This is a genomic window from Parasaccharibacter sp. TMW 2.1888 (assembly GCF_023167265.1).
Lineage (GTDB): Bacteria > Pseudomonadota > Alphaproteobacteria > Acetobacterales > Acetobacteraceae > Bombella > Bombella apis.
Genome location: NZ_CP030979.1, coordinates 554,817 through 580,999, shown reverse-complemented (window position 1 = coordinate 580,999; position 26,183 = coordinate 554,817). Strand labels below are relative to the sequence as shown.

At 59.6% G+C, this 26,183-nt stretch carries 26 protein-coding genes; 16 read left to right on the top strand and 10 right to left on the bottom strand.

Annotated elements, in window-relative coordinates; translation table 11 throughout:
- Positions 1 to 14 precede the first annotated feature (14 nt).
- From fliM to DTQ13_RS02695, 3 genes are all read left to right on the top strand, one after another.
- The gene (gene fliM, locus DTQ13_RS02705) at positions 15 to 1,235 is read left to right on the top strand and encodes a flagellar motor switch protein FliM (RefSeq protein ID WP_248461041.1); all 1,221 of its coding nucleotides are present in this window, start codon (positions 15 to 17) and stop codon (positions 1,233 to 1,235) included.
- Complete coding sequence (locus DTQ13_RS02700; RefSeq protein ID WP_043558125.1) at positions 1,219 to 1,782, top strand: hypothetical protein; 564 nt, start codon at positions 1,219 to 1,221, stop codon at positions 1,780 to 1,782. The genes fliM and DTQ13_RS02700 overlap by 17 nt, the downstream gene beginning before the upstream one ends.
- Before the next feature lie 130 nt (positions 1,783 to 1,912).
- Positions 1,913 to 2,875 carry a flagellin gene (locus DTQ13_RS02695; protein ID WP_192848408.1) on the top strand — a complete coding sequence of 321 codons (963 nt, stop codon included), beginning with the start codon at positions 1,913 to 1,915 and terminating at the stop codon, positions 2,873 to 2,875.
- Positions 2,876 to 2,961: 86 nt separating this feature from the next.
- Here the strand turns inward: DTQ13_RS02695 and DTQ13_RS02690 are convergent, their stop codons facing one another.
- The 8 genes from DTQ13_RS02690 to flgF all read right to left on the bottom strand — a co-directional run bounded on the left by DTQ13_RS02690 (position 2,962) and on the right by flgF (position 11,409).
- Positions 2,962 to 3,915 carry a glycosyltransferase gene (locus DTQ13_RS02690; protein ID WP_081562798.1) on the bottom strand — a complete coding sequence of 318 codons (954 nt, stop codon included), beginning with the start codon at positions 3,913 to 3,915 and terminating at the stop codon, positions 2,962 to 2,964.
- Between the two features lie 51 nt (positions 3,916 to 3,966).
- On the bottom strand, positions 3,967 to 4,845 hold the full coding sequence (locus DTQ13_RS02685) for a glycosyltransferase (RefSeq protein WP_043558131.1): 879 nt from the start codon (positions 4,843 to 4,845) through the stop codon (positions 3,967 to 3,969).
- A 210-nt stretch (positions 4,846 to 5,055) separates the two neighbouring features.
- Positions 5,056 to 5,487, bottom strand: coding sequence for a heme-binding protein (locus DTQ13_RS02680; protein WP_043558496.1), 432 nt, complete (start codon positions 5,485 to 5,487; stop codon positions 5,056 to 5,058).
- A 39-nt stretch (positions 5,488 to 5,526) separates the two neighbouring features.
- Positions 5,527 to 6,531: an alpha-ketoacid dehydrogenase subunit beta gene (locus DTQ13_RS02675; RefSeq protein ID WP_043558134.1), complete on the bottom strand. Its 1,005-nt coding sequence runs from the start codon at positions 6,529 to 6,531 to the stop codon at positions 5,527 to 5,529.
- Between the two features lie 26 nt (positions 6,532 to 6,557).
- Positions 6,558 to 7,532, bottom strand: a complete 975-nt coding sequence (locus DTQ13_RS02670; protein WP_043558499.1) for a thiamine pyrophosphate-dependent dehydrogenase E1 component subunit alpha — start codon at positions 7,530 to 7,532, stop codon at positions 6,558 to 6,560.
- A 225-nt stretch (positions 7,533 to 7,757) separates the two neighbouring features.
- Complete coding sequence (locus DTQ13_RS02665; protein WP_043558137.1) at positions 7,758 to 8,843, bottom strand: hypothetical protein; 1,086 nt, start codon at positions 8,841 to 8,843, stop codon at positions 7,758 to 7,760.
- Positions 8,844 to 8,943: 100 nt separating this feature from the next.
- Positions 8,944 to 10,491 carry a flagellar hook-associated protein FlgK gene (flgK, locus tag DTQ13_RS02660; protein ID WP_248461040.1) on the bottom strand — a complete coding sequence of 516 codons (1,548 nt, stop codon included), beginning with the start codon at positions 10,489 to 10,491 and terminating at the stop codon, positions 8,944 to 8,946.
- A 162-nt stretch (positions 10,492 to 10,653) separates the two neighbouring features.
- Positions 10,654 to 11,409: a flagellar basal-body rod protein FlgF gene (gene flgF, locus DTQ13_RS02655; RefSeq protein ID WP_043558141.1), complete on the bottom strand. Its 756-nt coding sequence runs from the start codon at positions 11,407 to 11,409 to the stop codon at positions 10,654 to 10,656.
- A 256-nt stretch (positions 11,410 to 11,665) separates the two neighbouring features.
- On the opposite strand from flgF, the gene flgG reads away from it, so the two are divergent.
- The 12 genes from flgG to fliP all read left to right on the top strand — a co-directional run bounded on the left by flgG (position 11,666) and on the right by fliP (position 21,274).
- Positions 11,666 to 12,454 (top strand): flagellar basal-body rod protein FlgG, encoded by a 789-nt coding sequence (gene flgG, locus DTQ13_RS02650; RefSeq protein ID WP_043558144.1) that lies wholly within the window; start codon positions 11,666 to 11,668, stop codon positions 12,452 to 12,454.
- Between the two features lie 11 nt (positions 12,455 to 12,465).
- Positions 12,466 to 13,533, top strand: a complete 1,068-nt coding sequence (flgA, locus tag DTQ13_RS02645) for a flagellar basal body P-ring formation chaperone FlgA (protein WP_052348899.1) — start codon at positions 12,466 to 12,468, stop codon at positions 13,531 to 13,533.
- 26 nt (positions 13,534 to 13,559) lie between these two features.
- Positions 13,560 to 14,276, top strand: a complete 717-nt coding sequence (gene flgH / locus DTQ13_RS02640) for a flagellar basal body L-ring protein FlgH (protein ID WP_227431522.1) — start codon at positions 13,560 to 13,562, stop codon at positions 14,274 to 14,276.
- Positions 14,277 to 14,402: 126 nt separating this feature from the next.
- On the top strand, positions 14,403 to 14,933 hold the full coding sequence (locus tag DTQ13_RS02635; RefSeq protein ID WP_043558150.1) for a polymer-forming cytoskeletal protein: 531 nt from the start codon (positions 14,403 to 14,405) through the stop codon (positions 14,931 to 14,933).
- Positions 14,933 to 15,550, top strand: a complete 618-nt coding sequence (locus DTQ13_RS02630) for a MotE family protein (protein ID WP_081562792.1) — start codon at positions 14,933 to 14,935, stop codon at positions 15,548 to 15,550. Before DTQ13_RS02635 ends, DTQ13_RS02630 begins: the two co-directional genes overlap by 1 nt.
- A 10-nt stretch (positions 15,551 to 15,560) precedes the next feature.
- Positions 15,561 to 15,944, top strand: a complete 384-nt coding sequence (locus DTQ13_RS02625; protein ID WP_227449686.1) for a hypothetical protein — start codon at positions 15,561 to 15,563, stop codon at positions 15,942 to 15,944.
- 177 nt (positions 15,945 to 16,121) lie between these two features.
- Positions 16,122 to 17,756 (top strand): flagellar basal-body MS-ring/collar protein FliF, encoded by a 1,635-nt coding sequence (fliF, locus tag DTQ13_RS02620; protein WP_248461039.1) that lies wholly within the window; start codon positions 16,122 to 16,124, stop codon positions 17,754 to 17,756.
- A gap of 12 nt (positions 17,757 to 17,768) precedes the next feature.
- Positions 17,769 to 18,857 (top strand): flagellar motor switch protein FliG, encoded by a 1,089-nt coding sequence (locus DTQ13_RS02615; protein WP_193599725.1) that lies wholly within the window; start codon positions 17,769 to 17,771, stop codon positions 18,855 to 18,857.
- A 5-nt stretch (positions 18,858 to 18,862) separates the two neighbouring features.
- Complete coding sequence (locus DTQ13_RS02610; protein WP_248461038.1) at positions 18,863 to 19,624, top strand: hypothetical protein; 762 nt, start codon at positions 18,863 to 18,865, stop codon at positions 19,622 to 19,624.
- A 2-nt stretch (positions 19,625 to 19,626) separates the two neighbouring features.
- The gene (fliN, locus tag DTQ13_RS02605) at positions 19,627 to 20,013 is read left to right on the top strand and encodes a flagellar motor switch protein FliN (RefSeq protein WP_248461037.1); all 387 of its coding nucleotides are present in this window, start codon (positions 19,627 to 19,629) and stop codon (positions 20,011 to 20,013) included.
- Complete coding sequence (locus DTQ13_RS02600; RefSeq protein ID WP_248461036.1) at positions 20,010 to 20,408, top strand: hypothetical protein; 399 nt, start codon at positions 20,010 to 20,012, stop codon at positions 20,406 to 20,408. Before fliN ends, DTQ13_RS02600 begins: the two co-directional genes overlap by 4 nt.
- Positions 20,409 to 20,491: 83 nt before the next feature.
- Positions 20,492 to 21,274, top strand: coding sequence for a flagellar type III secretion system pore protein FliP (gene fliP / locus DTQ13_RS02595; RefSeq protein ID WP_052348930.1), 783 nt, complete (start codon positions 20,492 to 20,494; stop codon positions 21,272 to 21,274).
- A gap of 12 nt (positions 21,275 to 21,286) precedes the next feature.
- Here fliP and DTQ13_RS02590 read toward each other — a convergent pair whose 3' ends face one another.
- On the bottom strand, positions 21,287 to 22,099 hold the full coding sequence (locus DTQ13_RS02590; protein WP_043558159.1) for a hypothetical protein: 813 nt from the start codon (positions 22,097 to 22,099) through the stop codon (positions 21,287 to 21,289).
- A 44-nt stretch (positions 22,100 to 22,143) separates the two neighbouring features.
- The gene (gene flhA / locus DTQ13_RS02585) at positions 22,144 to 24,345 is read right to left on the bottom strand and encodes a flagellar biosynthesis protein FlhA (RefSeq protein WP_081847639.1); all 2,202 of its coding nucleotides are present in this window, start codon (positions 24,343 to 24,345) and stop codon (positions 22,144 to 22,146) included.
- A gap of 205 nt (positions 24,346 to 24,550) precedes the next feature.
- On the opposite strand from flhA, the gene DTQ13_RS02580 reads away from it, so the two are divergent.
- Positions 24,551 to 26,182 (top strand): tetratricopeptide repeat protein, encoded by a 1,632-nt coding sequence (locus DTQ13_RS02580; RefSeq protein ID WP_248461035.1) that lies wholly within the window; start codon positions 24,551 to 24,553, stop codon positions 26,180 to 26,182.
- Position 26,183 lies beyond the last annotated feature (1 nt).

The window sequence follows — 26,183 nt, the reverse complement described above, 5'->3', positions numbered from 1 at the left end:
TGGATTTGGACCCAATGGCGGATGAAGAGGAGCAGGCACAGGCTGACCAGCCTGACCTGACAGAAGGGCAGGGAGCGGAACAGCCCGGCCCGGATACAGAAGACAATGCTGCACGGACTGAAGCCCCGGAAGAGGAAGGAACATCCTCCTCCGGGGTCGCTGCGCATGGGGGGGATGATGGCCATGCGCTGGACCAGTCTGCCATTGATGCCATGCTCGGCAATGCATTTTCCGGTTCTGCCATGCGGGAAGAGAGCGGGATGGAGCGCATCATCAAGGCCGGTTTTGTGGCCTATGAGCGTATGCCCATGCTGGAGAACGTGTTTGACCGGCTGGTGCGTTTCCTTTCTTCAACCCTGCGTGGTTTTACCAACGACAATGTCGACATCACCATGGAGAACATGCGGTCCCTGCGTTTTGGGGACTATATGGGAGAAGTGCCGTCTTCCTCCCTGTTTTCCGTCTTCCGGGCAGAGCAGTGGCGCAATTATGGTCTGGTTGTTGTGGATTCGTCGCTGTCCTATTCCATCGTGGACATTCTGATGGGCGGAGAGCGCGGTGGTGGACCCAAGATCATAGAGAATCGGCCCCACACTGCTCTGGAGAGAGCCCTCATAGAGAAGTTGATTGTCATTACGCTGGCGGATCTCTCCGAGGCTTTTGCGCCAGTGGGCAAGGTGGATCTCTCTTTCGAGCGGCTGGAGATCAGCTCCAGCCTGGCGGTGATTGCCCGGCCCTCCAATGCGGCCATTGCGGCCCGCTTCCATATTGATATGGGCGACAGGAGCGGGGACATGGATATCGTCATTCCCTATGCCACGCTGGAACCGGTAAGAGAGAAACTCTCTCAGCAGTTCATGGGGGACAATTTCGGCAATGACTCCATATGGGAGAATCATCTCATTTCCGAAATCATGGAAACGAGCGTGACCGTTTCCACCGTGTTTGAGACGGCGTCTTTCCCGCTTTCCCAGATTCTGGAGCTGAAGGAAGGTAGTGTCCTCCATCTGCCCAGCAAGGGCGAAGCGCCGCATCGTGTGCGGATGGAATGTGACGGAACGCCAATTTTTGAGGGCACGCTGGGGCGGCTGCATCGGATGCAGGCTGTTCGGATAGACCAGCGCCTCATCCCGCTGGAGGAAGATCTGACGCCGGAACTGCTGGCGTCTCTTGGTTCTGCTTCGGTGGATCAGCAGTCAGCAGAGCAGAGGGGACATCATGCTTCTGAAAAATAGCCAGCTCATCATCGAGATTCTTCTGATGGTCGTCCTGATAGCCGGGATTGTCAGCTCCCGTCTCATTGTCCGGCGGCTTGGGGTCATCCGGGATTCCTATACGGCACTGAATGAGATGGTGGCCACGCTTGATGCTTCGACAGAACAGATGAACCATATGTTCGAGCGGGTCCGGCATGAGGTCACCCAGGGGGACAGGCGCCTGTCTGTCCTGCTGGAGCGTGCCCGCAATGCTGAAGAGGACCTGATGGACCAGCAGAAGATGACGCAGGAGACTGCCGATTCGCTTTCTGGTGTTCTGGAGCGGTCGGAAAAGCAGGAAGCCGGGTTGAACCAGGCCGTGGAGTCGGCACAGGCCATGCTGCAACAGCTGGAAGAACAGCTGGAAATGCAGAAAAAGGCGCTGGAACAGAGCAGGGCCGCCGCCGGGCCTGCCCCGGCTGAAGGCGATTCTGCCCCGCATTTCTCCGATGAGATTGTCATGCCGGTTCCGGGCCGCCTGCGTAGCCCAAGGCCTTATATGAGGCAGAATGAGGCCGATGGTTAAGGCAGGCATTTTCCCATGCCTGTCATTTTGAAATGTCCTCTGTAAGAAACATGTAAGGGTTCTGTGTTTCTATCCATCTGTCAACGATGAGTTCGTTGGTTTCTATACAGATGTGCAAGGAGAGAAGACCATGAGTCTTTCCATCAATACCAACCAGTCTTCCATGGTTGCTCTGGAAACACTGAACACCACACAGGGCGATCTGGCCAAGACGGAAAATGCCGTCTCCACCGGCAAGAAGGTCGCCAATGCTTCCGACAATCCGGCTGCTTTTGGCATTTCCTCCCAGATCGGTGGTGACATTGCCGGCCAGAGCGCTGTCAATGATGGCCTGAGCTACGCTTCCCAGATTGTCAGCTCCACAAACTCTGCTGCCAACAGCATCATCAACATCCTTCAGAACGTCCAGAACGCTGTGACCACTGTCGGTAACAACCTGGGCAACTCTTCTTCCCTCGGCCAGCTCGACAAGGAGCTGACAGGTTACATGAAGAGCATTGACACCATCGCCCGTAACGCCACGACCAAGGGGATCAACCTGCTGGCCGGTGGTACGACAGGTGGTACAGCCGATGGTCTGGGCATCACGGCCAGCAGCCTGACCTTCGTTACGGGTCTCCAGGGTGATACACAGACACTGACCGGCTATGGCTCCCTCGTTTCCGCCACGACAGGTGCCAAGGGTGCGACCCTGACCGACGTTCTGGGCCTGACAACGAATGGTGTGGCCGGTTCTGACCCGACCTCCAACGTCTTCCTGAACGCCAGCGCCACGGGTGCTTCCCTGGCTGACAGCTCCAGCGATCCGAAGAAGGCTGTTGCCGACATGATCGGGCGTGTTCAGAAGGCCATCGTTGCCATGACGAACGTCACGTCTGATCTCGGTTCCAACCAGCAGACCATCGACTCCATGAGCTCCTATGGTCAGAAGTCTTCCGACTCCCTGACAGCTGCTTCCGGCGCTCTGACGGATGCTGACATGTCTGCCGAGTCTGCCAAGCTGACATCCCTGCAGACCAAGCAGTCCCTGGGCATCAAGTCCCTCTCCATCGCCAACGGTCAGTCCCAGAACATTCTGTCCCTGTTCCAGTAAGGGGAAGTATCCGGCCCTGTTGTTGGGCCGGAGCCTTCGGGCGACCATGTGCCAGACGCCACCGTATTTTTACGGTGGCGTTTTTTTTATGCCAGAAGGGCTTTCTCCTCGGGGTCCAGATGGCGTTCCGTCATCTCCCATGAGGCCCCGCACAGAAGGCGGGGTGCCACATGAGAAATATCCTTCATGACGGCAGCCAGAGCGTTTTTGTAATTCTGCACATGGTATCTGAATTCCGGGCAGTCTCCTTCCTTCAGGAAGAGGGCGTGCTCGGCCTTGGGTAGCCACGGCTTGGAGAGGAAAAGGAAATGCTGGACCTGGATGTCCAGTCTGCTCTCTTCGACATCTTTCCGTATCTCCGGCTGGAAGGGGACAACATCCTTGGCGATGTGCGTCATGGCGTAATTCCAGCGGACTGAAAAAAACTGCACGGAATCATGGAAAACGACATTGAGGATGCTTTCGGCATGGCCCTTCCACCTGCGGGAGATGAGCTGGAGGCAGCGTCTGCCATCCTCTGGTCTTATGGCTTTCATGTTGAAGAGCATGAGACCGGCATTGAAATACCGGCTTGTGTCCTTCAGGCCAGTCCTGAGTGTCTGATCATGCAGGGGGCGGGGTACGTTGGGAGGCAGGATGGTGTTGCGGAAGAAGCAGCGGACAGCCCCTATTTTCTTGTCTGCGGGCATGGCGTGGATGAGAGACAGCAGATCGCCCGTCACGATCATGTCGGCATCAAGGAAAAAGACAAAATCATGCCCTGCCATCAGTCCCGGTATGAGCAGTGCATGGTACATTTCTTCTTTTTTCAGGTTATGGCCTGCAAAATGCTCCTGCACGTTGATGAAGGTGATCCGTCCCCCCGAATCGTTCACCAGAGTGGTCATGATCCTGATGGCAGCTGGTGAGAGCTCCTTGTGGAAGATGACGAATTCTATGCGGTTCCTGTCGGATATCGAGTTGAGAACGGACCGTATCGTGGCGATGGCGGGGACGACATACGCCTGATTCAGCGACATGACGATGGGAATGGTCTGCATGATGTGGGACAACTTGCGTGCGTCAGGGGATGGGTCGGACAGTGGCAGGGATCATGTAATGTTCTGCAAGGCGGTCCATATGGGGTCGAAGAGGAGAGGTGGCATCCTGTCCTGTATCTGACGCATGAGGGAGGCTGCGATCTTTCTGTAATCCCGGGCGTGGATGTTGGTCTGCTCCAGGGCTGCTGTCATGTCATCAGGGTCGAGATGGCTGGCGAACTGGCCGAGGTTCATGTTGTTGCGGGCGGAGGTAATGGCTGTCCGTATGGAAGGGATGAAGGCCTCATCCGGCTGCTGGAAGAGCGGCATCTGGAGATTCCATGACTGCGGGAACAGGTGCAGTGCGTGGCGGAAGAGGTAGTTAAGGATGGTTTCGTCCCGTCCCGGCCATTCTTCGTCCAGCAGCTGGATGCAGGCCTGCCCCTCCTCCGGGGAGATGGCCTGCCGGTTGAAGAGAAGCAGGTTGCGGCTGAAATGGCGCTCTGACCTGACAGGCCCGGAGTCGGGCTGGTCCATGAGGGCATGATACATGCAGCGGACAGCCCCGATCTTTGCTCCGGTAGGGAAATCGGACAGAAGGGACAGAATGTCCCCCCGGATGAGTGAACCTGCCCCGATGCTGAGTACGAAATTTCGTGATGTGAAATATTGGGGAATGAGCAGGGGATAAAGACGGTGGGTGCAGATGGTGTCTTTGTAGGTGAAGCCGGAAAGGATGCCGGGCATGTTGATGAGGGAGAAAGCGACGCCATACGAGTTGAGCAGCCCTTTTACCAGCTGTTTCACATGGTCATCGAGTCCCGTATGGAAGAGGGCAAAAGACAGGCGGGACTTGTCCTGCGCATTGCTGATGGTGGACTGTATGGTGACCAGAGCAGGAATGAGGTTGTTTTCATCCAGGCCCGTCGCAACAGTGAGGTGGGCCTTCATGAAAGGGCCGTCCGATCCGCTGAAAGTGATTGTACGTCCATGAACATTCTGACTTTCTTAAAGAAAGTTTGTAAGTTATTTATTAACCAATATGCATGAGGGAGAAAAGAGGCCGTTGTGATGGTTTGGGCTGTCCTGGCCGTGCAACAGGCAGACAGGCCATCCCTCCGGTTGGAGAGATGGCCTGTCTGGCAGGGACGGAAGTGGTTTTCAGGCGACCTCGAATCCCAGACTGTTCAGGGCCTTTTCAGCCAGGTCCCGGTCCTGCTCGTAGGTACCGCCGGAGACGCCAATGCCGCCGATCAGCTGCCCCCCGGCAAAAATGGGGCATCCACCGCCTACGGCCACAAGGTGGGGTCTGCTGGCGAGGGGGGCCATGTGGGGGTTCTGCACGAGCTGGTTCCAGACATGGGTCGGCTGACCGAAGGAGCAGGCCGTCCATGCTTTGTCGATGGCGATCTCGACCGTCAGGAAGGCTGTTCCATCATGGCGGGCAAAGGCCTGGAGATGCCCGCCTGCATCCATGATGGCGACAGAAACGGGAATCTTCTGTGCAGCTCCTTCTTTGAGGACAGCCTGCACGAGGCTGTTGGCGGCCTCACAGGTGATGGTGGCCTGTGAGACATGGTGTCTGGTAGTCATTTCTGAGGACTCCTTGCTTTTGACTGTTCCCATGCCTGTTCATGCCATGATCCGGGTCACGGCGGCCATGATCTGCTCCGCACCGGGGATGTAGGCTTTCTCCAGCACGGGCGAGAAGGGCACGGGCGTGTGTGGGGCACTGACCATCTGCGGGGCGGCTTTCAGGCTGGTGAAGCACTGCCCGGTGACCTGCGCCACGATGTCGGTGGCCATGTTGCAGCGGGGATGGGCCTCATCAGCCGCTACAAGCCGACCTGTTTTCTGTACGGACTTCAGGACCGTGGCAATGTCCAGCGGGGAGAGAGTCCGCAGGTCGATGACATCGGCTTCGATTCCCGTTTCCGCCAGCCGGGTGGCGGCCTCCAGTGCCCGGGGGACCATGGGCCCGTAGGTGACGATGGAGACGTCATGTCCTTCCCTGGCGAGATGGGCCTGCCCGAAGGGAATGGCGTAAGGAGCCTCGGCAACGGGGCCGGTCGTCTCATAGAGATATTTCGGCTCGCAGAAGATCACGGGGCCCCGGTCCCGGATGGCCTCGATCATCAGCCCCTTGGCATCATGCGGCGTGCTGGGGCAGACGACCTTCAGGCCCGGAATGTGGGTGAACATGGCCGTCAGCATCTGGGAGTGCTGTGCTGCACCATTGATGCCTGCCCCGACCATCGTGCGGACGACAAGCGGGATTTCGGCCGTGCCGCCGAACATGTAGCGCATCTTGGCAGCCTGGTTCAGCAGCTGGTCGAAGCAGACGCCCATGAAGTCGATGAACGGGACTTCCGCCACGACGGGGAAGCCGGAGAGGGCGGCCCCGACGGCAGCCCCGACATAGGCCATCTCGGTGGGGGGCGCATCAATCACCCGGTCACCATAGCGGGTATAGAGCCCCCTGGTGACACCAAGCACGCCACCCCATGTATCCGTTTCTCCCCCAGCATCGACACCACCGGCGGTGTCCTGCCCGAAGATGAGCAGTTTCGGGTCTCTGGCCATTTCCTGATCCAGAGCTTCGTTGATGGCTGATTTCAGCGAGACATGTCTGGTCATGACAGATTTTCCTTCAGATGATGGGTTCAGTAGGAGACGTACACGCCGTCATGGAGTTCATTCAGGGCAGGGTGCGGGGCCTTGAGGGCTTCCTGAACGGAAGCATCGACCAGCTGCTCCACGTCCCGGTCCACTGCTTCCAGTTCTGCCGGGCTGAGGCCTGATGTCTGGGCGAAGCGGCGCAGGCAGTCCCGTTCCTCCCAGGCGTTCTTCACGTCTCCGGCAGGGCGGTAACGCTGGGTGTCTCCCTCAAAATGGCCGTAAAAACGGACGGTTCGGCATTCCAGAAGAACAGGTCCGCCTCCGGCCCGCATTCTGGCGATAAGCTCCCCGGCAGCACGGTAGACGGCGAAGAAATCCAGCCCGTCCACCGTGACGGCAGGCATGCCGAAGCCTCTGGCCCGGTCCTCATAGCTGCTGACGGAGGTTGTCCTGTGCTGTGGTGTGGACTGGGCATAACCGTTGTTCTCCACGACGAACATCAGGGGCAGCTTCCAGACGCTGGCCAGATTCATGCTCTCCAGCACGGCGCCTTCATTCACGCCGCCATCACCACCGAAGACGACGGCAACATGGCCCTTGCCCTCCAGCCTGTCGGCGAGGGCGGCACCACAGGCCAGCGGAGCTCCGGCCCCAAGGATGCCATTGGCCCCCAGCATGCCCTTGCTCAGGTCGGCAATGTGCATGGAGCCGCCCTTGCCCTTGCAGATGCCGCCCTGCCGCCCGTGAATTTCCTTCATCATGGCCATGACATCGACACCTTTGGCGATGCAGTGGCCGTGGCCACGATGGGTGCTGGCGATCTGGTCCTGATCGGTCAGATGGCTGCAAATGCCGACGGCCACCGATTCCTGTCCCGCATAGAGATGGGTGAAGCCCGGGACGATGCCAGCCTTGAAGTCCTCATGCAGACGGTTCTCGAACGTACGGATCGTCTTCATGCGCCGGTAGGCGGACAGAAGGATGTCATGGGATATGTCTGTTTTTCCAGTATGTTGCATGACTGTCTCCATAGTGACCTTGATGCGGTTCAACGCCTCGTCTGGTCTGGCGTTACAGTCTTTTTCTAGGGTTTCATCATGGCGCAGCGGTAGAAGGATCCTGCGCAAAGCTTGCCTTATTTTCCATAAATGGAGGGGCGTTCCGTACAGGCTGGGATAAAGAACGGGCCGCCTCCCGGTGGAAGACGGCCCGTTATCAGGCTGGTATCGTGCTGGAAGGTACGGTCAGAGATAGTCCGCCAGAGACATGTTCTTCATGTCGGCGATGAGCGAGAAGGAGGCCTTCAGCTGGAGGCTGAGGTCCGAGGAGCGTGTGGCCACCTCGGCCAGATTGACGTTCAGGCCGTTGGAGAGCTGTTCTTTCACCATCAGCTGAAGGCTGGAATAGATGCCCTGCTGGCGTGTCAGGGTGTTCTGCGTCACGCCGACGCTGGTGTTCATGTCGATGAGCTGGTTGGCTGTTGTTCCCAGTGAGGTATGCAGCTGGCGGACGAGATTGGTGAAGCCGGGTGTGGTCGTGTCCATTCCCTTCATGGACGTCATGATCATCATGTCCCGCATGAGGTCCCGGATGGGGGAGCCGGTGGACGTGCTGCTGGCCTGCCCGCCCTGTGTGGCGACCGGGCCGGTCTGGACGGTGGAGCCGTCCGGCCCGATGATGGCGGAAGCCTGAAGAGCCCCTGCCTGTTCGGCAGGTTGTGACAGAGCCTGAGAGAAGACGCTCATGCTGGCACTGTTGTCCGCACTGGCGGCGGTGGCCTGGCTGAAGACTGTCCCGCTGTTGCCGTCCTTCAGGCCGGAAACGATCTGGGAGATGGTATGGGCCAGCGTGCTGTCATTCAGTGTTGAGGGGGAGGTGACGGGCGCTGTGGATGTGTTCTGTCCAGCAAAGATGAAGCTGCTGCCATCGGATGTGTTGAGGATCGTTCCCAAGCTGCCCAGCCCTGTCCGGGCGCTGTCAGCTGCGGTTGTGGTGGATGCTTTTTCTCCGCCCTCAGAGGAGAGCATGCTCAGCAGTTGGGAGTTGAGGGACTGTGCCAGATCAGTGACCTGCTTGAGGGCTGTGGAGCTGAGAGAGAGGCGGTTCTGTACCGAAGACAGGTTGCTCTGATAGCCCGTCAGCTCGGCCAGTTTCGGGCTGAGGGACAGGATGGTCTGCCGGTCACTGCCCAACCCGGAAATGCTGGACGATGTCGTCCCCTGTGAGGTCTGCCACGCAATGTCTGTCTGCTCGGATTCAATCTGTCTGATGCCTGTGTTGAGGATCAGGTTTGCACCGGCGGCGCCATATTGGCTGACATTCATGCTCATGGGTGGCACTCCTGTGATGGTCTGTAGGGTGAGGGGGGCAGGTCAGGGTAGGGCCTGCCCGGTTTCATTGCCGGGCAGGCTGCCATGTGGGGGCAGTCCGTCAGTGGACGGCATCCAGCAGCGTGCTGAACATGGACTGCACCATGGAGACGACCTTGGCATTGGCTGCGTAAGAGTTTTTCAGGGACACGATGGCGGACATCTGGCTGTTAACATCCACACCAGAGACATCGGCAACCTTTGTCGTGAGGGATGTCTTGATGGATGTTGCCGTGGAGAGGTCACTGCTGTTCTGGCTGATCACCCCGGCCTGGCTGCTGGTGAGGGAGGTTGCCAGCTGTGTAAGCCCTTGCGTGCCGTCATAGCCCGTGGCCTGTGTGCCATCTGGCCCGAGAGAGGTGGAGGGTGCCGCCAGGGAGCCGGATGTGCTGGCGCTGGCGCTGCCCATGGCTTTGTTCAGCACGGCATTGGCGAGGGCGCTGGTCTGTCCACCATCGCTGTTGGCTGTCAGCAGGGACGGAGTCTGCTGATAGTCCGTGGAGACGGCAATCTTGGAGGAGAGCCCGACCAGCCCTGCTGGTGCTGTTTTGGTTGGATCGCTGGAGAGGGGCTGCGTCCCGCCATTGGTGAAGAGGGGCACTCCGGCCGCCTTGAAGCGGTTTATCAGCGTGTATGAGAAGGAATCGAGCTGCGCCTGCATCTGTGGATAGGTCTGGTCCCGCAGGGTCAGGTTGGCACCCAGCGTGCCAGCGGTCAGGTGGGAGGTGATGTCTTTTCCGGCCAACATGATACCGGCAACACCCTGATCGCTGCCATCGGTGGCGTGATACATGCTTGGTGTCAGTGTGGCAGGGGACTTCGTGGAGAGGGGCCATGTTGCCGTGGGCGCCTGGAACTGTCCGTTGGGCAATCCGGCCTGATCCGGGCGGGTTGGCAGGCGTGTGCCGTCCTGCGTGCTGACCAGCATGTCGCCATTCGGTTTTTCGGTAAAGGTAACACCCAGCTTGCTGGAAAGGCTCTGCATGGCTTCCAGGCGCTTGTTGGCGAGGTCTGCCGTGTCAGCGTGGGAGCTGCGTGCCAGCATGATCTGCTGTGAGATCTGGCCAATGGTTGTCAGGTCCGTATTGATGCCGGAGACCGTGCTGGTGATGGCATCCTGTGCGCCCTGGCGCTGGGCCTGATAGACCGAAGAGAGGGTATGGATGTTGCTGACAAGGGTCTGCGCAGCCGAGACCACGCCCTGCTGCGAAGCACTGTTCTGCGGTGTGTTGGAGAGGCTGATGAAGGCCGTACTGACATTCTGGAGGTTGTTGGTCAGCGTGCCGATGGTATTGGCTCCATCAGAGCCTGTCGTCGTTCCCTGTACGGCAGAGACGGCCGCAAGGGAGTTGCTGGTGGCCGTCAGGCCGGAGACACGGGCATTCTGCTGGTAGAGCGCATCCTGAAGAGGCTGGGAAATGTTCAGCTGGTTGGCCGCTGAAGTCGCACCGACTCCAGTGCCGGAGACGACCGTCGAGGATGTGTTGGCAGTCTCTGACACATAGCCCGGGGTGGATGCGTTCGTGACATTGTTGGAGGCTGTTGAGAGTTCGTTCTCAATCGTCTTGAGGCCGGACGTGGCGATATTGAGGGACAGGCCAAGATCCATGGTTTCAGTCTTTCTCCGGAATGAGGGACTGGCCGAGGCCAGACAGGTCTGGATGACGGTCCGGCGACCTCACCCTAAGGCCATCCTAAGGTCATGAGTTTACAGGAAGTTAAATGGAAAGCCTGTATTTGATGATTTGGCCTTGATCTGGATCAAAAACAGCTAGGCTGTGACTTCCGTCGCAATCTTGTCGATGGCGTTCAGACGGCGGGTGAATTCGGTCTGGAGCAGCTGGAAGTTGAGATCATATTCCCGCTGGGTTTTTATCATCGCCGTGGTTTCCTCCACGGGGTTCACATTGCTGGATTCCAGCATTCCCTGCCGGATTTCCTGGGCAGGAACGGCCCGGAGGTCATTCTCGTTGGCTGGCCTGAAAAGATGGTTCCCCTCAGCATGGAGTGTATTGGGGTTATCGACTGTCGAGAGGCCGAGGCGGGTGATGTCACCTTTTTCTGTCGAGATGATGCCATCAGAGCCGATGCCAAGGGGCAGCACCTGATCATCAGGGGTCAGGGTAATGGGCTGGCGCTGGTCGTCCAGCAGGGCATTGCCCAGGGAATCGACAAGAGTGCCATCTTCACTGCGGTGGAACTGGCCGTTGCGGGTCAGCCGGATTCCCTGCTGGCTGCGGACCATGAAATAGCCCGGCCCGTTTATGGCGAGGTCCAGCGGATTTCCCGTCTGGCGCAGCTCACCCTGTAGCGTGTCCAGATAGGTGGATCTGTCCTGGTTGTAGGAGAGCGTCTTCTCGCCATTGGCCAGCTGATCGCCCTTCTGGCGGGACAGATAGTCGGAGAAAAGAACCCGCTGTTCCTTGAAGCCATCCGTGCTGCTGTTGGCCAGATTGTTGGCCGTAACCTCAAGCCCCCGTGTCAGCGCATCAATGCGTGAAAGGGCGAGATAACCGGTCACATCCATGGGAGACTGTCCTCAAGGCTATATCATGGTAGGTTTTGTTACAATGTCATTTGTTAATGGTTATTGGAAGAGAATGTAGGGCTTGAACATTAACAAACGGCTCAATTCATATCATATTCTGATAATTAACCTTGATAATGTTTTTCGTGTCGGTTTATGGGAGGGCACAGTCAAAATGTTTCGGTGCCTGCCATCATCAGGGTGGCCTTGCGTTTCTGGGAGCGTGGGTTGTGGCAAGTCGTGAGGATGTTCATTTATGCTGAGATCATTGGATGTTGCATCAACGGGCATGCAGGCCCAGTCCACCAATGTGGAGACCATCTCCCACAACATCGCCAACATGACGACAACCGGGTACAAGCGCCGCCGGGCTGAATTCCAGGACCTCATCTATCAGGACCTGCGTCGTGTCGGGACGATGAGTTCCGACACGGGGTACCGTGTGCCTGCCGGGGCTCAGGTGGGGCTTGGTGTGCGTACGGCGGCCATTTACCGCATCAACGAGCAGGGAACCCTGTCCCAGACCGGCAATGCGCTGGACCTCGCCGTGGAAGGCCGCGGTTATTTTCGCATCCTGCTGCCCAACGGGGAATATGCCTATACCCGCGACGGGACATTCTCCCTCTCGCAGGATGGTACGATCGTGACGGCAGACGGGTATCCGCTGACACCGAACATCTCCATCCCGAACAATGCCGAAAACATTACCATCGATCAGACCGGGCAGGTGCAGTACACGCTCTCCGGTCAGCCCAACTCCCAGGTGGCCGGGCAGATCCAGCTGACGACCTTCCAGAACGAGAATGGTCTGGCAGCCATGGGGCAGAACCTGTTTACGGAGACCACGTCCTCGGGTGACCCGATCATCGGCAACCCGGAGACAACAGGTTTCGGGACCATCCGTCAGGGGTTTGTCGAGGAATCAGCCGTCAATGCGGTGACGGAAATCACGGATCTCATCACGGCGCAGCGTGCCTATGAGATGAACAGCAAAAGCATCACCGCCTCTGATGAGATGCTCCAGACCCTGACCAACCTGCGCTGAAGGCGGGCGGCATGGCACTTCTTGGCATTGGATACCGGGGTACCGGGCGTAGCTTCCTGCCAGCCTGCTTCTGGCTGGCGGTCGGGTTTGTGCTGGCTGGAGAGCCCGCTGCCAGTACGGCCATGGCGGCGACTCTGCGACCTTCCGGTGTGGTGCATGGTGCATCGGTCTATCTGTCCGATGTTTTTGATGGGCTGGATGCCGGACAGGACCGGCTGCTTGGCCCGGCTCCTGCGCCGGGCAAGACCATCACCATCGGGGGCAGTCAGCTCATTGCACTGGCGGACCAGTACGGTGTGGACTGGGATGACCAGTCATCATCCACCAGTCTGTCGCTGACCCGGGCCGGGCATGTGCTGGGCCGGGACGAATATGCCGCTCTTGTCCGCAAGGCCATTTCGCAGGATGGTGAGACGGGTAGTGTCGTGGTGGATGTCACCAGCTTTACTCCTCTCGTTGCCGGTGAGAATGAACAGGATCCGGCAACCCTCCTGAATCTGAACTGGGATCATAAGACCGGTCTTTTCTCGGCAACTGTACAGCCTGCTCATGCAGCAGGAGACGCCGGGGCGGACAGGTTCCCGCTGCGGGGCAGCATCCGTCCCGTGCAGCCGGTGATGGTGTATGACCATGCCCTGCCGTCCGGTCACATCATCCAGCCGGACGACATGCATATCGACCCCGCTTTTTCAGGTACGGTGCCACCGCTTGCCCGTTCTCTGCCAGAGCCGGAGCGGATGATCGGCATGGCACTTGTCCGCACTGTCGGGGCCGGACAGCCCGTGCAGGGTACGGACCTGCGGCGGGCCGTGCTCGTGCATCGGGGGGACCCTGTCCTGCTCAGCTACAACAGCACCGGCATCCGGCTGACAGCCACAGGCCGGGCGCTGGAGGATGGTGGAAGCGGGCAGTTCGTCCATGCCTTGAATCTGGGAAGCCGGATGGTCCTCATCGGCAAGGTCACGGCTTCGGGCGAGGTGCGGGTTGATGCCTCTTCCACAGCCATTCCGCCGGATTCGGAGGAAGTGAAACGTCTGGGGATCAACAGCCTGATGCTTGGTGACGGGAGCCATCCATGATCCATCTTCTTCACAGGAGTGTCTGCATGGCGGGGCTCGTTGTGGTCCTGACCGGGCTGGCAGGCTGCATGGGCGCTGGTACGCTCAGTGAGCTGGGACATCCACCCCGCATGACACGGACGGCCGACCCCACCCTGGCCCCGGATTACCGCCCCGTGACGATGCCAACCCCGCCCCTTCAGGCTCCGCCGACTGAAGTGGGCAGCCTCTGGCGGCCGGGTAGTCGGGCGTTCTTCAAGGACCAGCGGGCTGCGCAGGCGGGTGACCTTCTGACAGTGAAAATCCAGGTGGCAGATACGGCCAACGTGACCAATAACACGACAGCCTCCGGCAGTGGTGCCGAGGCTTTCGGGATTCCAAGTTTTTTCGGCTTCAAGGGCCGCTTCATCTCCCATCTGACCAGTGCTGATGCCCTTCAGACCAACAGTTCCAGCTCCAATAACGGGGCCGGGACCATCAGGCGTATCGATACGGTCACGCTGACGCTGGCAGGTGTCATCACGCAGGTTCTGCCCAATGGCAATTTTGTCGTCGTCGCACGGCAGGAGGTCAGGGTGAATGGCGAGCTGAGGCAGATCATGGTCAGTGGTGTTGTGCGGCCGCAGGATATTTCGGAAGACAACATCGTCACACATGACCGCATTGCGGAGGCCCGGATTTCCTATGGCGGACGGGGGCAGCTCTCGCAGTATCAGCAGCCCCGTTATGGGCAGAAAGTGCTGGACAGTGTTCTTCCATTCTGAGTTGTCATGGAAGCATGGTTTGAACATTGAATGTTTTCAGGTTATGAAGATTTTATCTTGAAAATAGCCTTGTGGTGCCTGTGCTACGATGGCCATTGTGGCGGTGTAAAAGTGAGGGGGTAGTGAATGTCTGATTCAAAACAGCCGGAAGGCTTCATTCCTGGCGGCCTGGTCATCGACCATCTCTGCGGTACGCTGGAGGGTGCGCTGACCATCGCCGGTGAGGTGGAAAATGTCGAGCTTCAGGCCGGGCATCTCTGTGTCACGGAGACAGGCGTGATGAAAGATGGTCAGGTGGAGGCGGACTCCATCGTCATTGATGGCAGCGTGTCCGGGGTGACCTTCACGACGCCACGGCTTTCTGCCGGTGCCGGGGCCCGTATTTCGGACTGTGTGATCGAGATGGGCAGCCCGACTGGCTGCGCCATTCACGAAGATGCTTGTTTTGAAGGGGATGTACGCATTTCCGTGTCCCGCAAGGGCGGGGCTGGGGGCTCTGCTTCCGGCAGTGGTTCCAGCAGAACGAACAGCACCAGTTCTGCCACGCCACAGGCCAATATCCCGGCTGGAGATGATGAGCCAGACCTGCATTGGCCGGCCCAGACGCCGGACATCAGCGAGGCTGATCAGGATGCCGACATTCCGCTGGGGGGCTGATGCTCAGGAGATGCTTCCATCAGCATGACGGCTGGTTCGCCGTCTTTCTGTCGCTTGCCCTGTTTTGCGGGGTGCAGGTTGGCTGTCCTGCGGCTGTGGCGGAGGACGTGGCCATGCCTGATGAGGGTATGGCCCAGCAGATGCAGGAGCAGCAGCGCATTCTGGGGTCTGCCCGCAAGGCGCTGGAAATGCGCTTCCATCTGCTGAACCAGTCCATGGCTGTACTGTCGGACCATGTGGACAATCACAAGCTTGTCCCGCAGGAGGCAGCAGCACGGCTGGTGGGCATTTATGAGGCCATGCGCCCCCGTGAGGCCGCAGCGGTTTTCAACGTGATGGACCCGCACGTGCTGATCGCCATCGCAGCTTCCATGAATATCCGCAAGCTCTCTGGCATCATGGCTCACATGTCGCCGGACCGGGTCAATCTGGTGTCGCAATATCTGGGGGGAGTGCGGCATTTCCATCATGCTGTTCTGTCCGTTCCCGTGGCACTGGGGGGCTCTGGTGTGGTTCTTCCGACCGGGCAGGATGATGTGCCGACTGATACTTCAGTGGAACATCTGCACTACGAGACCATGTCCCAGCACGGGCCCCTGTTGCCCTCGCGGCAGTAATGGGGCTGGCATGAAAGAGAAACGAATGATGAGGCGGTCTTTTCCCGTTCAGGTCCCGTGGCGGCACATGCTGGTTCTGTTGCCTGTTCTTGCGGGACTGTCAGCCTGTGCCCCGGATTATATTGCCAGCAAGCTGACAGGGCGGGACTGCCAGGCCGGTTATCTGGAGGAGGGGGAAGACTGGTGCAATCCACCGGAACGTGTTCTGCCTCCACAGCCTTACTGCACCCAGAGCTGGAATGGCGTGGATTGCTGGGCCCGTCCTGAGTTGACCCCGAACATGGCCCATGAAGTCTATGAAGGTCCCCGTGGCCTGACGACCCAGCAGAATGCCAACCGCCTCATGATGCCGGAAGCTAAAGTTCCTCCCTCCAGCCAGTATTATGCACCATGATGAAATTGTTATGAAATAGGGCCATTATTAACCTTGTTATTGGCTTTACACATGCTCTTCTCAAGGTTAATTGATGGCCGGTCGGTTGTCCTCTTCCGAGCAGGGCAGAGTATGGTGAATGACCGGAACCAGCATGTCTGACGTCCGGGGTGAAAGCAGCAGGTAGATACCCTTCATATGCAGTTTGATAAGCTCCGTTTGCCAAATATCATGGAAGGGCTGAAGAGTCTGGGCCGCATGCGGCTTGTGGCTCTCGGGGTTGTCGGCGTGCTGCTGCTGCTCTCTCTCGGCGTGATCGCCTTTCACAACCGGTCAGAACCCATGGCGCTGCTCTATGGGGACCTGGAGCTGAATGAAGCGGCGGAGATGGTGGATGATCTGGCCAAGGCTCACATCCCCACGACAACAGGGCCGGATGGTCGCAGCCTTTATGTTCCGGGGAATGATGTGGCCCAGGCCCGTCTTCTGCTGGCCAAGGCTGGTCTGCCCGGGGGAGGGGCCGTTGGCTATGAACTGTTCGACAAGAGCGGCACGCTGACCAGTACCCAGTTTGAACAGGGCATTGATGAGACCAGAGCGCTGGAAGGTGAGCTGGAGCGTTCCATCCGTCTGATCCATGGTGTGCGGAATGTGCGGGTCCACCTTGTCCTGCCACATAGGGACCTGTTTTCTACGGAGACGAATCCTTCGCAGGCCAGTGTCATTCTGGATGTTGGCCGCTCTGGTGCCGTGTCCGAGGATGCCATTGCGGCCATCCAGAATCTGGTATCAGCTGCCGTACCGGGGCTGCGCACGCATGGGATTTCCATTGTCGACACACGGGGCGATGTTCTGGCCCGTCCGGGGGACCCAGACAGTCTGGCAGGGCAGGAATCCTCGCTGGAGAAGCAGCGTCATTCCGAAGAGCAGCGCCTTGCCCAGGCGGTGGAAGATATCCTGACCCCCACGCTGGGCCTGGGTCATGTGCGGGCCCGTGCTGCCGTGACAATGAATACGGACATCATCCATGAAACGGATGAATCCTACGATCCCAACCAGCAGGTCCTGCGTTCCCAGAGCACAAGCACGGACAAGAGCGCCAACAGCGAGGCGAACCAGAACACCAGCGTTGGCAACAATCTGCCCAATGCCAATGCAGGGCAGAACAATCGTACTGGCTCCAGCGAAGAGCGGACGGACGAAACAAACAATTATGAGATCGGCAAACGGACCCGTGTCATCAACCAGACCCGGCCCCGTGTCTCTCGCATCAGTCTCGCTGTCATGGTCGATGGGACCGTCACGACAGACCAGGCTGGCAAACCTTCGTGGAAACCGCTGGATGAAGCTGAGGTCAAACGTCTGACCCAGCTCGTGCAGACGGCCATCGGGTATGACAAGACCCGCGGGGATGAGGTCAATGTGGTGTCCATGCCGTTCCGTGTGGATGGTGGGGCAGATATGCCTCATCAGGATACGCCTTTCTTCACCCGGGAGATGATCATTTATCTGGCGGAATGGATTGTTCCCATTCTTCTTCTTCTGGGGGCGGCGGCCATGCTGCTTGGGCCCATCCTGCGGCGTGCCCGCAAAGGGGCCGGGACAGAAGGGGCTGTTGCCGGGGCCGAAGCTGCAGCTGATGGCAGCTCTGCTGAAGGTGGTGAGGCAGGCCGGAGTGATCGCATCAGTGTGGATGGTGTGGAAGGGGAAATGCGCCGTGAGGCTCTGGCCCGTGTGACGCAGCGTGTTGAAGAAAATCCTGATGATGCCATCGCTGTCGTCCGCAACTGGCTGGCAGAACCGGAGCCCCCCAAGCAGACAGCAGAAGGCTGAGGAGACGCAATCATGGCAGAACAGGACATCTCCGCTGAGACAGCAGGCAATGAAGCGTCATCATCCGGCATGGTTCCGTCCGGCCTGACGGCCGGGATGAGTGGCAGCCGGAAGGCCGCCATCCTGATGCTCGCCATAGGGCAGGAACATTCCGCCCGCATTTTCCGGTCACTCCAGGAGGATGAGGTGCGTGACATTTCACGGGCAATGTCTTCCCTGGGGTTGGTCAAGGCTTCCGTGGTGGAGGCTGTCTGCAATGAATTTTCGCAGAAATTCGCCAGTGCAGAGGGTTTCGTCGGCAGTTACGAAACAACGGAAGATTATCTGAAGAAGGCCCTCCCTGCCGAAATGGTCGAGAAGATCATGGAGGATATCAGGGGCCCCTCCGGGCGCAGCGTCTGGGCAAAAATGGGCAACATGCCGGAGACCGCTCTGGCAAACTATCTGCGCAACGAGCAGCCACAGACAGTGGCCGTCATTCTCAGTTACATCTCACCGGCGCATGTCGCCCGTGTCCTGTCCCTCTTCCCGGAAGATTTTGCTACGGATGTCATCATGCGCATCCTGCATATGAGCCCGGTGAGCAAGGATGTGCTTGAGAGCCTGGAGACAACCCTGCGCAAGGAGTTCATCACCGCCTTTGGCCGCTCCACGAAGCGGGACAGCTATGCTTTCGTGGCGGAGGTCTACAACAATTTCGACCGCAAGACCGAAGCCATGCTGACAGAGCATCTTGGCCGCCGGAGCGAGGAAGACATGGAGAAGGTGAACAAGCTGAAATTCACCTTCGATGACATCAAGCGTCTGACACCGGATGACATGATGCGTGTCATGGCAGCCATCAATCGTGATGGTGAGGCCAAGAGCAGGCTGCCCCTGGCTCTCAAGGGCAGCAACGAGAGCATCCGGCAGCTCTTCTTCGGTTGTGTTTCCAAACGTGCGGCGGGTTTGCTGGAGGATGAAATCCGGGGGCTGGGTGCCGTGCGTCTGCGGGACGCCGAAGCAGCCCAGATGGAGCTGATCACGCTCATCAAGACCATGGCCAATGATGGCGAGATCGATATTTCACCTTCTTCTTCTGACGATGAGATCATTGAGTGACGCCAATGGGACAGGATGTGCAGCATAGGGCAGCGCAGGCGTCTTCCCGGTCTGGAAGTCAGGCCTTCAGTGAAAGCCTGGAAGATTTTGCCGCTCATGACCCGTCTCTGGCCGCTGGAGCGGAGCCGGTGGCTGACGAGGATGTGGCGGATGAAAGCCCCGCTCCAGAGCCAGTTGTCACGCTGCATCCTGATGAGCTGGAAAGACTGAAGCAGGAGGCCTGGCAGCAGGGCCATGAGCAGGGGGAAATGTCAGCCGGGCAGCAGCTTTCCAGCCAGATGGTCGCTTCTGTGAAGCAGGTGCTTGCTTTCATGGAGGAGGAGGAAAACCGGCGCCATGACATCGTGAGCCGGATGGCCGATCTCTTCGTGCAGGGTGTGTGCCAGACGGTGGAAGAGCTGGTGGCGGGCGATCTGTCCCGGACAACACTGGGGCGGGACCTGGCAGAGGATGCGGCGGCCTTGGTCCGGCACTGTAGTGGTCCGGTCAGTCTGACCTGCGCTGCGGCGGATGAGGCCTCTCTGCGCCACGCCCTGTCCGGGATGGCGGCCGTCTCCCTGCATGTGGAGGCGGCGCAGCAGGCCGGGCATCTCACGATTGCCGCAGACAGGACACGGATTGTTCTGGACCAGGGAAAATGGGCGGAAACGGTCCGCCAGCGGGTGGCCGATGCCATGGTGGCCCTGACCCGTCCACCGGCCCCGGAGGCTGATCCCGCTACCGACCAGCCCCAGGGTGAACAGACAGCACAGCATGAAGGAGAGTGACGATGGCAGAGGATATGAACACGCCGGAGACAGCACCAGAAACACAGCAGACCAGTACGCCGGAGGTCGATCTGGCCGATTTCTCCTCGGAGGTGCCGGGGGAGGGCGCCACCCAGCATGATGGTCGGCAGGACAGGGAACGGGAGCGGGAAGCGATTCTGGATGTCCCGGTCAAGATCACCGCTGTGGTGGGAGATGTGAAGATGCCCGTGCGGGACCTGGTCCGTCTTGGCCGTGGTGCCGTTGTGCCGCTGAACCGCAAGCTTGGGTCTTCCATCGATATTTACGCCAATGACAGGCTGATCGCCCGTGGCGAGATCACCATCATTGAGGATGACAACATTGCCGTGACGATGACGGAGATCATGTCCTCCTCTGCCAGTACATGATGGCACCTTCTGTGGGAGAGAGGCACGGCTCGGATGCCATGATGCAGGCTGTCACGGGCCTGCACATGAATCCGCTTCTGGCTCTTCTGCTGGTCGTGGGGCTGATCTTTGTCACGCCCTGGTGCCTGCGGCGGCTGAAACACCGGATGCCAGCCCTGTTGCGGGATGAGGGCCTGAAAGATCGTGCCCTGAAGGTGCAGGACGCCATACCGCTCGGTGGCAAGCGGACCCTTTTTTCTGTGGCTGTCAGGGATGCAGAGGGGCGGCAGGCAACAGCCATCATTCTGACAGGTGGGCCGTCCGACCTGTGCGTGGGCTGGCTGGGGGCCGGTGCTGCCTCCATGCTGGCGAAACAGTGCGGACAGGTGGCGGAAGAGAGGCAGGAAATGACATGAGGGCAGATCGTATCATGAAAGGCCGTTCGGGTACCGGAATGGTGGCAGACATGTCAGCCTGCTGGAAACGCCTGCGGCGCGCCATGGTTCTGGGAGCGGTGGGGCTGTGCTGTCTGGCTGCTGGCATAACGCTGCTGTGTGTACTTTCCCATCCGGCCACAGCCCAGTCCATCACGCTGGATATGGGCAAGGGGGGTGGAATTGGTGAGGCCGGAACAACAAGCCGTCTGATCCAGCTGACGGCCCTTGTGGCGTTTCTGTCCCTGGCACCAAGCCTGCTGGTGATGATGACGGCCTTCACCCGTATCATCATCACGCTCTCATTGTTGCGGAGCGCCATTGGGGCGCAGGGGACACCGCCCAACATGGTTCTGGTGGCCCTTGCGCTGATCCTGACCCTGTTTGTCATGCAGCCGACGCTGGAGCGCTCATGGCAGCAGGGTATTGAACCCCTGATGGACGGTCGGGTGGAGGAGATGGCAGGTCTCCAGGCGGCGGCTGAGCCGTTCCGTGATTTCATGGTCCATAATGCCCGTCCGAATGACGTGGCCATCTTTTACCATCTGGCAGGGCTGAAGCCCCAGCCTGCACCAGCCAATGGAGCAGCTGCTCCGGCTCCACCATGGCGGGTCATTGTTCCGGCCTTCATGGTCGGTGAGCTGAGCCGTGGGTTCGAGATGGGCTTCCTGCTCTACCTGCCGTTTCTGGTGATCGATCTTGTCACCTCCAGCGTCCTGATGAGCCTGGGGATGATGATGCTGCCACCCCCGACCATTTCCCTGCCTTTCAAGCTGATTTTCTTTGTACTGGTGGATGGGTTCCAGATGGTGTCGGGCGGGCTGGTCCGTAGCTTTGGCGGGGGGTAGCCCCGCCACCTTTCACCCCGGCAGGACCAGAAGCCTGCGGGCCAGAATGGTCGGTGTCAGCTGGGTGAAGCCTTCATTGATGCTGCCGGAATAGCTGCCATAGGTCAGTGGCAGGCCGCAGGCGGCGGCGGTGATGATGCTGCCGATCCGTCCGGACTGTTCCATGCGGCTGGCGATCATTGATTTTGCACCACATTGCAGGAAGGCGGCGGCAATATCCGTGCTTTCCTCCGGGTCCATCCCTGCGGGGATGACGAGAGACAGGCTGGCCTCCGTACGGGCCACGACATCCTTCATTTCGCTCATGGCCTTGGGGGAATAGACGCAGAGCCCCGGCAGATCTACCAGAATGATGCGGTTGTAGCTGTCGATGAAGCGGGGGTTGATGCCGCCATAGGCTTTCATCAGATCAATGTCGCAGCCTCGCAGGATGGAGGCCAGCTTGATGTAGCTGCCCGGCGTGCTGTCGCAGGCCAGGACGAGCGGCCGTCTGATCCTCCCGCCGGACTGCCGGGCCTGTCGGGCATAGCGGGCGGCCAGTTTGGCCAGTGTCAGGGACTTGCCAGAGCCAGAGGCCCCGCCCAGTGCCATGGGCACGCCCAGCCGTAGCGGGAAAGGGGAAAAGTTGATCACACGTTCCAGCCCTGCCGCCAGGCTGCTGCCTGCCATGGCATTGATCAGTTCCTGCGGGATGGAATGCCACGCCAGAATCTCCGGTATGCTCAGGGCATTGGCGGGCAGGGCGACATCTCCGCCAGCCATGCCGGAAGCACCTGTGGCGGTGTGATGCTGGGGAGATGTCTGGGTGGAGGAAAAGCTGGTCATGGGTCAGGTCCGGTGTTGGAGGGGTTTCAGTCTGTCGGGGCCAGTCAGTTCACTGTGGCGACGGTACGGATGCGGGTCCGGGGGTAGATTTCCGCCTGTGCCATGACGGCAACCGAAGGGCGGATTCGGTCCACGATCATACGCACGGAATCCCGTGTGGCGGAGGTCGTGACAATGACGGGCATTTCCCCCAGCGTGGCTGTCTGGTCGAAGGCACGGCGCAGGGCCGTGACGAAGCGGTCCAGCATGGCTGGGGGCATGGCCAGCGTGCGGTCATCCCCCTGTCCGACCGTGTTGTTGAGGATGTTGCTCTCCCAGTCTGCAGAGAGGGTGATCATGGAAATGCAGCCAGAGGGCCCGACATAGCTGTTGCATATCTGTCGGGCGAGGCGGATGCGGACATGGGCTGTCAGGGCCTTGATGCCCTTGGCGGCCAGGGCGTGGCCTTCCTGTATGCTTTCAAGAATGGTGGGCAGGTCACGGATGGAGATGCGCTCCTGCAACAGGGACTGGAGAACACGCTGGACCGTGCTGAGGGACACCTGTGAGGGGATGAGGTCGTTGACGAGCTTCTGCTCTTCCTGCGGCAGATCATCCAGCAGGGACTGCGTGGCGGCATAGGTCAGCAGATCGCCCAGATTCTGGCTGATGGATTCCGTCAGGTGGGTGATGATGACAGTGACCGGGTCCACCACTGTGTATCCCTGGTCTGTGGCCTGTTTCTTCAGGTCGGGATCAATCCATATGGCAGGCAGGTTGAAGGAGGGTTCGGTTGTCTTCTCACCCGGCAGGGGGGCCTGCCCATTCTTGTGGGACGGGCATATGGCCAGCAGGTGGTTGGGCCTGACCTCACCCGAGGCAATGTCGATTTCCTTGAGCTTGATGACGTAACGGTCCGTCGGCAGCTGGATGTTGTCCTGAATCCGCACGGATGGCGTAATGAAGCCCATGTCCGCTGCCATCTTGCGGCGCAGGGCCTTGATCTGTTTGGTGATCTGGGCATTGTCCCCGCTGGCCAGCGGGAGCAGGCCATAACCGATTTCCAGCCGCAGGAGGTCGATTTTCAGAAGGTCGGAAATGGGTTGCGTGGTGGGAGCGGCGGGCTGGGTGAGGGCTTCCTCACCTTCATCCTGCCGGGGAGTCCTGTAGCGGATCCACGCCCCGATCCCGGCCACGGCGGCAATCATGAGGAAGGGGAAAGCCGGCAGGCCGGGCATGACGGCAAACAGGGCTGACAGGGTGGCCGCAATGGCCAGCGGCTTGGCATTGCCCGCCAGCTGGCGGAAAAGTGTTACGTCCGCCGAGCCATCCGTACCGCCCTTCGTGACGACGATACCGGCGGCCAGCGAGACCAGCAGGGCGGGAATCTGGGAGACGAGACCATCACCGATGGTCAGGGTGGTGAAGGTCTGTGCCGCCTCACTGATGGGCATGCCATGGCGCAGCACGCCGATGGTCAGACCGCCCAGAATGTTGATGGCGGTGATGAGGATTCCGGCAATGGCATCATTGCGGACAAATTTGGCAGCACCATCCATGGCTCCGTAGAAGGAGCTTTCCTCTTCCAGTTCCTTGCGTTTGGAGCGGGCACCACGCTCATTGATGGCCCCTGAGGCGAGGTCGGCATCAATGGCCATCTGTTTGCCGGGCATGGCATCGAGGAAGAAGCGGGCCGAGACCTCCGCAATGCGGCCCGACCCCTTGGTGATGACCATGAAGTTCACCACCAGCAGGATGCAGAAGACGATCCCGCCGATCACCACATCATTGCCCATGAGAAAGCCGCCAAAGGAGGCGACAACATGCCCGGCTGCATAGGCACCTTCATTGCCATGGCTGAGGATGAGCCGTGTTGTCGCCACTTCCAGCGAGAGACGGAACATGGTCGTCAGCAGCAGCAATGTGGGGAAAGACGTGAAGTCCAGAGGCCGTTCCAGAAACAGCGCCACCATGAGGATCAGCACGGATGAGGTGATGGAGAGTGACAGCCCGACATCCAGGATCAGCGTGGGGAGCGGTACGATGAGGATGGAGATGAGCAGGATCACGCCCAGCGCCAGCAGGATGTCGGTGCCGGGCAGGCGGGCGGCAAGACGGGAGGCCGCTCCGTTGGGTGTGAAGAGGTCTGCCGGGTTCCGTATCAGCGTGCCCAGCCTTCCGCCCAGTCCGCCAGCTCCCCCTGCACCGGGAGCCGCCTTGGGGGCGGGAGAACCTGACCGTTGCGGGGAAGAAGAAGGAGCGGGCATTGTCATCCTGACTGATGATGTGCTGCCTTCCCCGGCTTGGGTGACGGGCAGGGAAGGTGGCAACAAGGTTTATTAAGGCCTGTTATCTATGGGTTTGCAATTTAGCCATTAAAGTCTTGCCCATCAAGGTTTATGGGGACATGTTATTTTGCCATGAACATGACCTGTCAGGTCATTGATGGTTCAAGGCATGAAGAAAGGCAGCATGATGGCAGGAGCAGAGCAGCATGGCAGGGTGGAAGATGGCAGTCATGAGGCTGGTCAGAGTGCACTGACCCCGCAGGAAGTGACAGCCTGCTGCCAGCAGCTTGTTGCCCGTGGTGAGGGAGACCAGGCTGTCAGTCTGGCCATACAGATTGCCCAGGGGACGCAGGATGTGGCGCTCATTCTTGCGGCGGGCCTTTTTCTTGTCCGTTTCACCCCCCGGCATGAGGTGGTGATTGCCGTCTTCCGCAAGGCTCTGCTTTTGATGCCGGAGGCGGAACCCGCCATGGCCTCCATGCGGGGCGAGGTGAAGATTTTTCTGGCAGGGGCGCTCATGGTGGCGGGCGAACGGGAAGAGGCCATGGCCCTCTTCATGGATGTTGCCCGGACTCTGCCAGAACATCGGGTGCTTGTCGGGGAGCATCTCTCAATGGCCCTGCTGGAGGCGGGGCTGGCGGATCAGGCTGAGCAGGTGCTGTTGGCCTGGCTTGCGGATGGACCGCCCTCCGTCTCGCTGTACAACAACATGGGTTGCGCTCTGGGACGGCTGAACCGCTCCCGGGATGCCCTGGCCTATTATCGCCGGGGAATGGAGCTGTCCTCCCGGCATGAGGCTGTTTCCTTCGGCTATGCCATCGCCCTGTTGAAAGCCGGTGAGTATGAGGAGGGCTTTGCCCGCTATGTAAGGCGTGTGCCCCGTATTCCGAGCCTGAACTGCTGGTTCTATCAGGACCTGCCCAGACTGACGAACGATGTTCCGCTGGAAGGGCGCCACCTTCTTTTCTATCAGGAGCAGGGGCTTGGCGATACGATCCAGTTCATCCGCTTCCTGCCGGAGATCGTCCGCCGGGCAGGGCGGGTCACGCTGGCCGTTCTGCCATCGTTGGCCCGGCTGCTGAGGGAAAGCTACCCCATGGTGCAGGTCTGCCTTATCACGGAGCTTCTGGACCATCCGGAGCGTATGGCAGAGTATGATTTTTCCTGCCCGATACCGGACCTTCCCTATCTCTGTCATCTCAGGCACGTGGCTGATATTCCGGCTTTCAGTCCCTATCTGGAAGTTCCGGTGCGGCGGCGGGAGCATTTTGCCCGACTTGTGGAGCAGGCCGTGGCACAGGGTGGCCGGGCAGGGGGGCACAGCCCCGCCGGGCGGCGCCTGCGTGTAGGGCTCGTCTGGGCAGGGGATTCTCGGTCCAGCGCACAGGATGTGGCTGCAGACAGGCGGCGTTCCAGCAGTTTTGCGGAGATGATGGAGGCCCTCGGGCCGGTGGAGGCTGATCTGTTCAGCCTTCAGTATGGCGACCGGCGGGGAGAGCTGGAGCCAGTGGAGGGGCAGGGAGCGGTCGTGCATGATCTGATGGGACACGTGAAGGACATGGCGGATACGGCTGCCCTGATGGAAAGTCTGGACCTTGTCATTTCCGTTGATACGGCCCCGCTGCATCTGGCGGGGGCACTGGGCCGGGAAGTCTGGCTGGTCAGTCGATGGGATGCCTGCTGGCGGTGGGGTGATGAAGGTGACCGCACCCCGTGGTACCCGACCATGCATATTTTCCGGGCGCAGGAGCTGTCTCTTGCCCCTGTTCTGAAGGACGTGGCCGTCTCCCTGAGACGGCGGATTGCGGAGGGCTGAG

Excerpts from the sequence above, each read along its gene's own strand:
- fliM (WP_248461041.1), top strand. The coding sequence starts at position 15 with ATGGCGGATGAAGAGGAGCAGGCACAGGCTGACCAGCCTGACCTGACA.
- DTQ13_RS02700 (WP_043558125.1), top strand. The coding sequence starts at position 1,219 with ATGCTTCTGAAAAATAGCCAGCTCATCATCGAGATTCTTCTGATGGTC.
- DTQ13_RS02695 (WP_192848408.1), top strand. The coding sequence starts at position 1,913 with ATGAGTCTTTCCATCAATACCAACCAGTCTTCCATGGTTGCTCTGGAA.
- DTQ13_RS02690 (WP_081562798.1), bottom strand. The coding sequence starts at position 3,915 with ATGCAGACCATTCCCATCGTCATGTCGCTGAATCAGGCGTATGTCGTC.
- DTQ13_RS02685 (WP_043558131.1), bottom strand. The coding sequence starts at position 4,845 with ATGAAGGCCCACCTCACTGTTGCGACGGGCCTGGATGAAAACAACCTC.
- DTQ13_RS02680 (WP_043558496.1), bottom strand. The coding sequence starts at position 5,487 with ATGACTACCAGACACCATGTCTCACAGGCCACCATCACCTGTGAGGCC.
- DTQ13_RS02675 (WP_043558134.1), bottom strand. The coding sequence starts at position 6,531 with ATGACCAGACATGTCTCGCTGAAATCAGCCATCAACGAAGCTCTGGAT.
- DTQ13_RS02670 (WP_043558499.1), bottom strand. The coding sequence starts at position 7,532 with ATGCAACATACTGGAAAAACAGACATATCCCATGACATCCTTCTGTCC.
- DTQ13_RS02665 (WP_043558137.1), bottom strand. The coding sequence starts at position 8,843 with ATGAGCATGAATGTCAGCCAATATGGCGCCGCCGGTGCAAACCTGATC.
- flgK (WP_248461040.1), bottom strand. The coding sequence starts at position 10,491 with ATGGATCTTGGCCTGTCCCTCAATATCGCCACGTCCGGCCTCAAGACG.
- flgF (WP_043558141.1), bottom strand. The coding sequence starts at position 11,409 with ATGGATGTGACCGGTTATCTCGCCCTTTCACGCATTGATGCGCTGACA.
- flgG (WP_043558144.1), top strand. The coding sequence starts at position 11,666 with ATGCTGAGATCATTGGATGTTGCATCAACGGGCATGCAGGCCCAGTCC.
- flgA (WP_052348899.1), top strand. The coding sequence starts at position 12,466 with ATGGCACTTCTTGGCATTGGATACCGGGGTACCGGGCGTAGCTTCCTG.
- flgH (WP_227431522.1), top strand. The coding sequence starts at position 13,560 with ATGGCGGGGCTCGTTGTGGTCCTGACCGGGCTGGCAGGCTGCATGGGC.
- DTQ13_RS02635 (WP_043558150.1), top strand. The coding sequence starts at position 14,403 with ATGTCTGATTCAAAACAGCCGGAAGGCTTCATTCCTGGCGGCCTGGTC.
- DTQ13_RS02630 (WP_081562792.1), top strand. The coding sequence starts at position 14,933 with ATGCTCAGGAGATGCTTCCATCAGCATGACGGCTGGTTCGCCGTCTTT.
- DTQ13_RS02625 (WP_227449686.1), top strand. The coding sequence starts at position 15,561 with ATGAAAGAGAAACGAATGATGAGGCGGTCTTTTCCCGTTCAGGTCCCG.
- fliF (WP_248461039.1), top strand. The coding sequence starts at position 16,122 with ATGCAGTTTGATAAGCTCCGTTTGCCAAATATCATGGAAGGGCTGAAG.
- DTQ13_RS02615 (WP_193599725.1), top strand. The coding sequence starts at position 17,769 with ATGGCAGAACAGGACATCTCCGCTGAGACAGCAGGCAATGAAGCGTCA.
- DTQ13_RS02610 (WP_248461038.1), top strand. The coding sequence starts at position 18,863 with ATGGGACAGGATGTGCAGCATAGGGCAGCGCAGGCGTCTTCCCGGTCT.
- fliN (WP_248461037.1), top strand. The coding sequence starts at position 19,627 with ATGGCAGAGGATATGAACACGCCGGAGACAGCACCAGAAACACAGCAG.
- DTQ13_RS02600 (WP_248461036.1), top strand. The coding sequence starts at position 20,010 with ATGATGGCACCTTCTGTGGGAGAGAGGCACGGCTCGGATGCCATGATG.
- fliP (WP_052348930.1), top strand. The coding sequence starts at position 20,492 with ATGGTTCTGGGAGCGGTGGGGCTGTGCTGTCTGGCTGCTGGCATAACG.
- DTQ13_RS02590 (WP_043558159.1), bottom strand. The coding sequence starts at position 22,099 with ATGACCAGCTTTTCCTCCACCCAGACATCTCCCCAGCATCACACCGCC.
- flhA (WP_081847639.1), bottom strand. The coding sequence starts at position 24,345 with ATGCCCGCTCCTTCTTCTTCCCCGCAACGGTCAGGTTCTCCCGCCCCC.
- DTQ13_RS02580 (WP_248461035.1), top strand. The coding sequence starts at position 24,551 with ATGATGGCAGGAGCAGAGCAGCATGGCAGGGTGGAAGATGGCAGTCAT.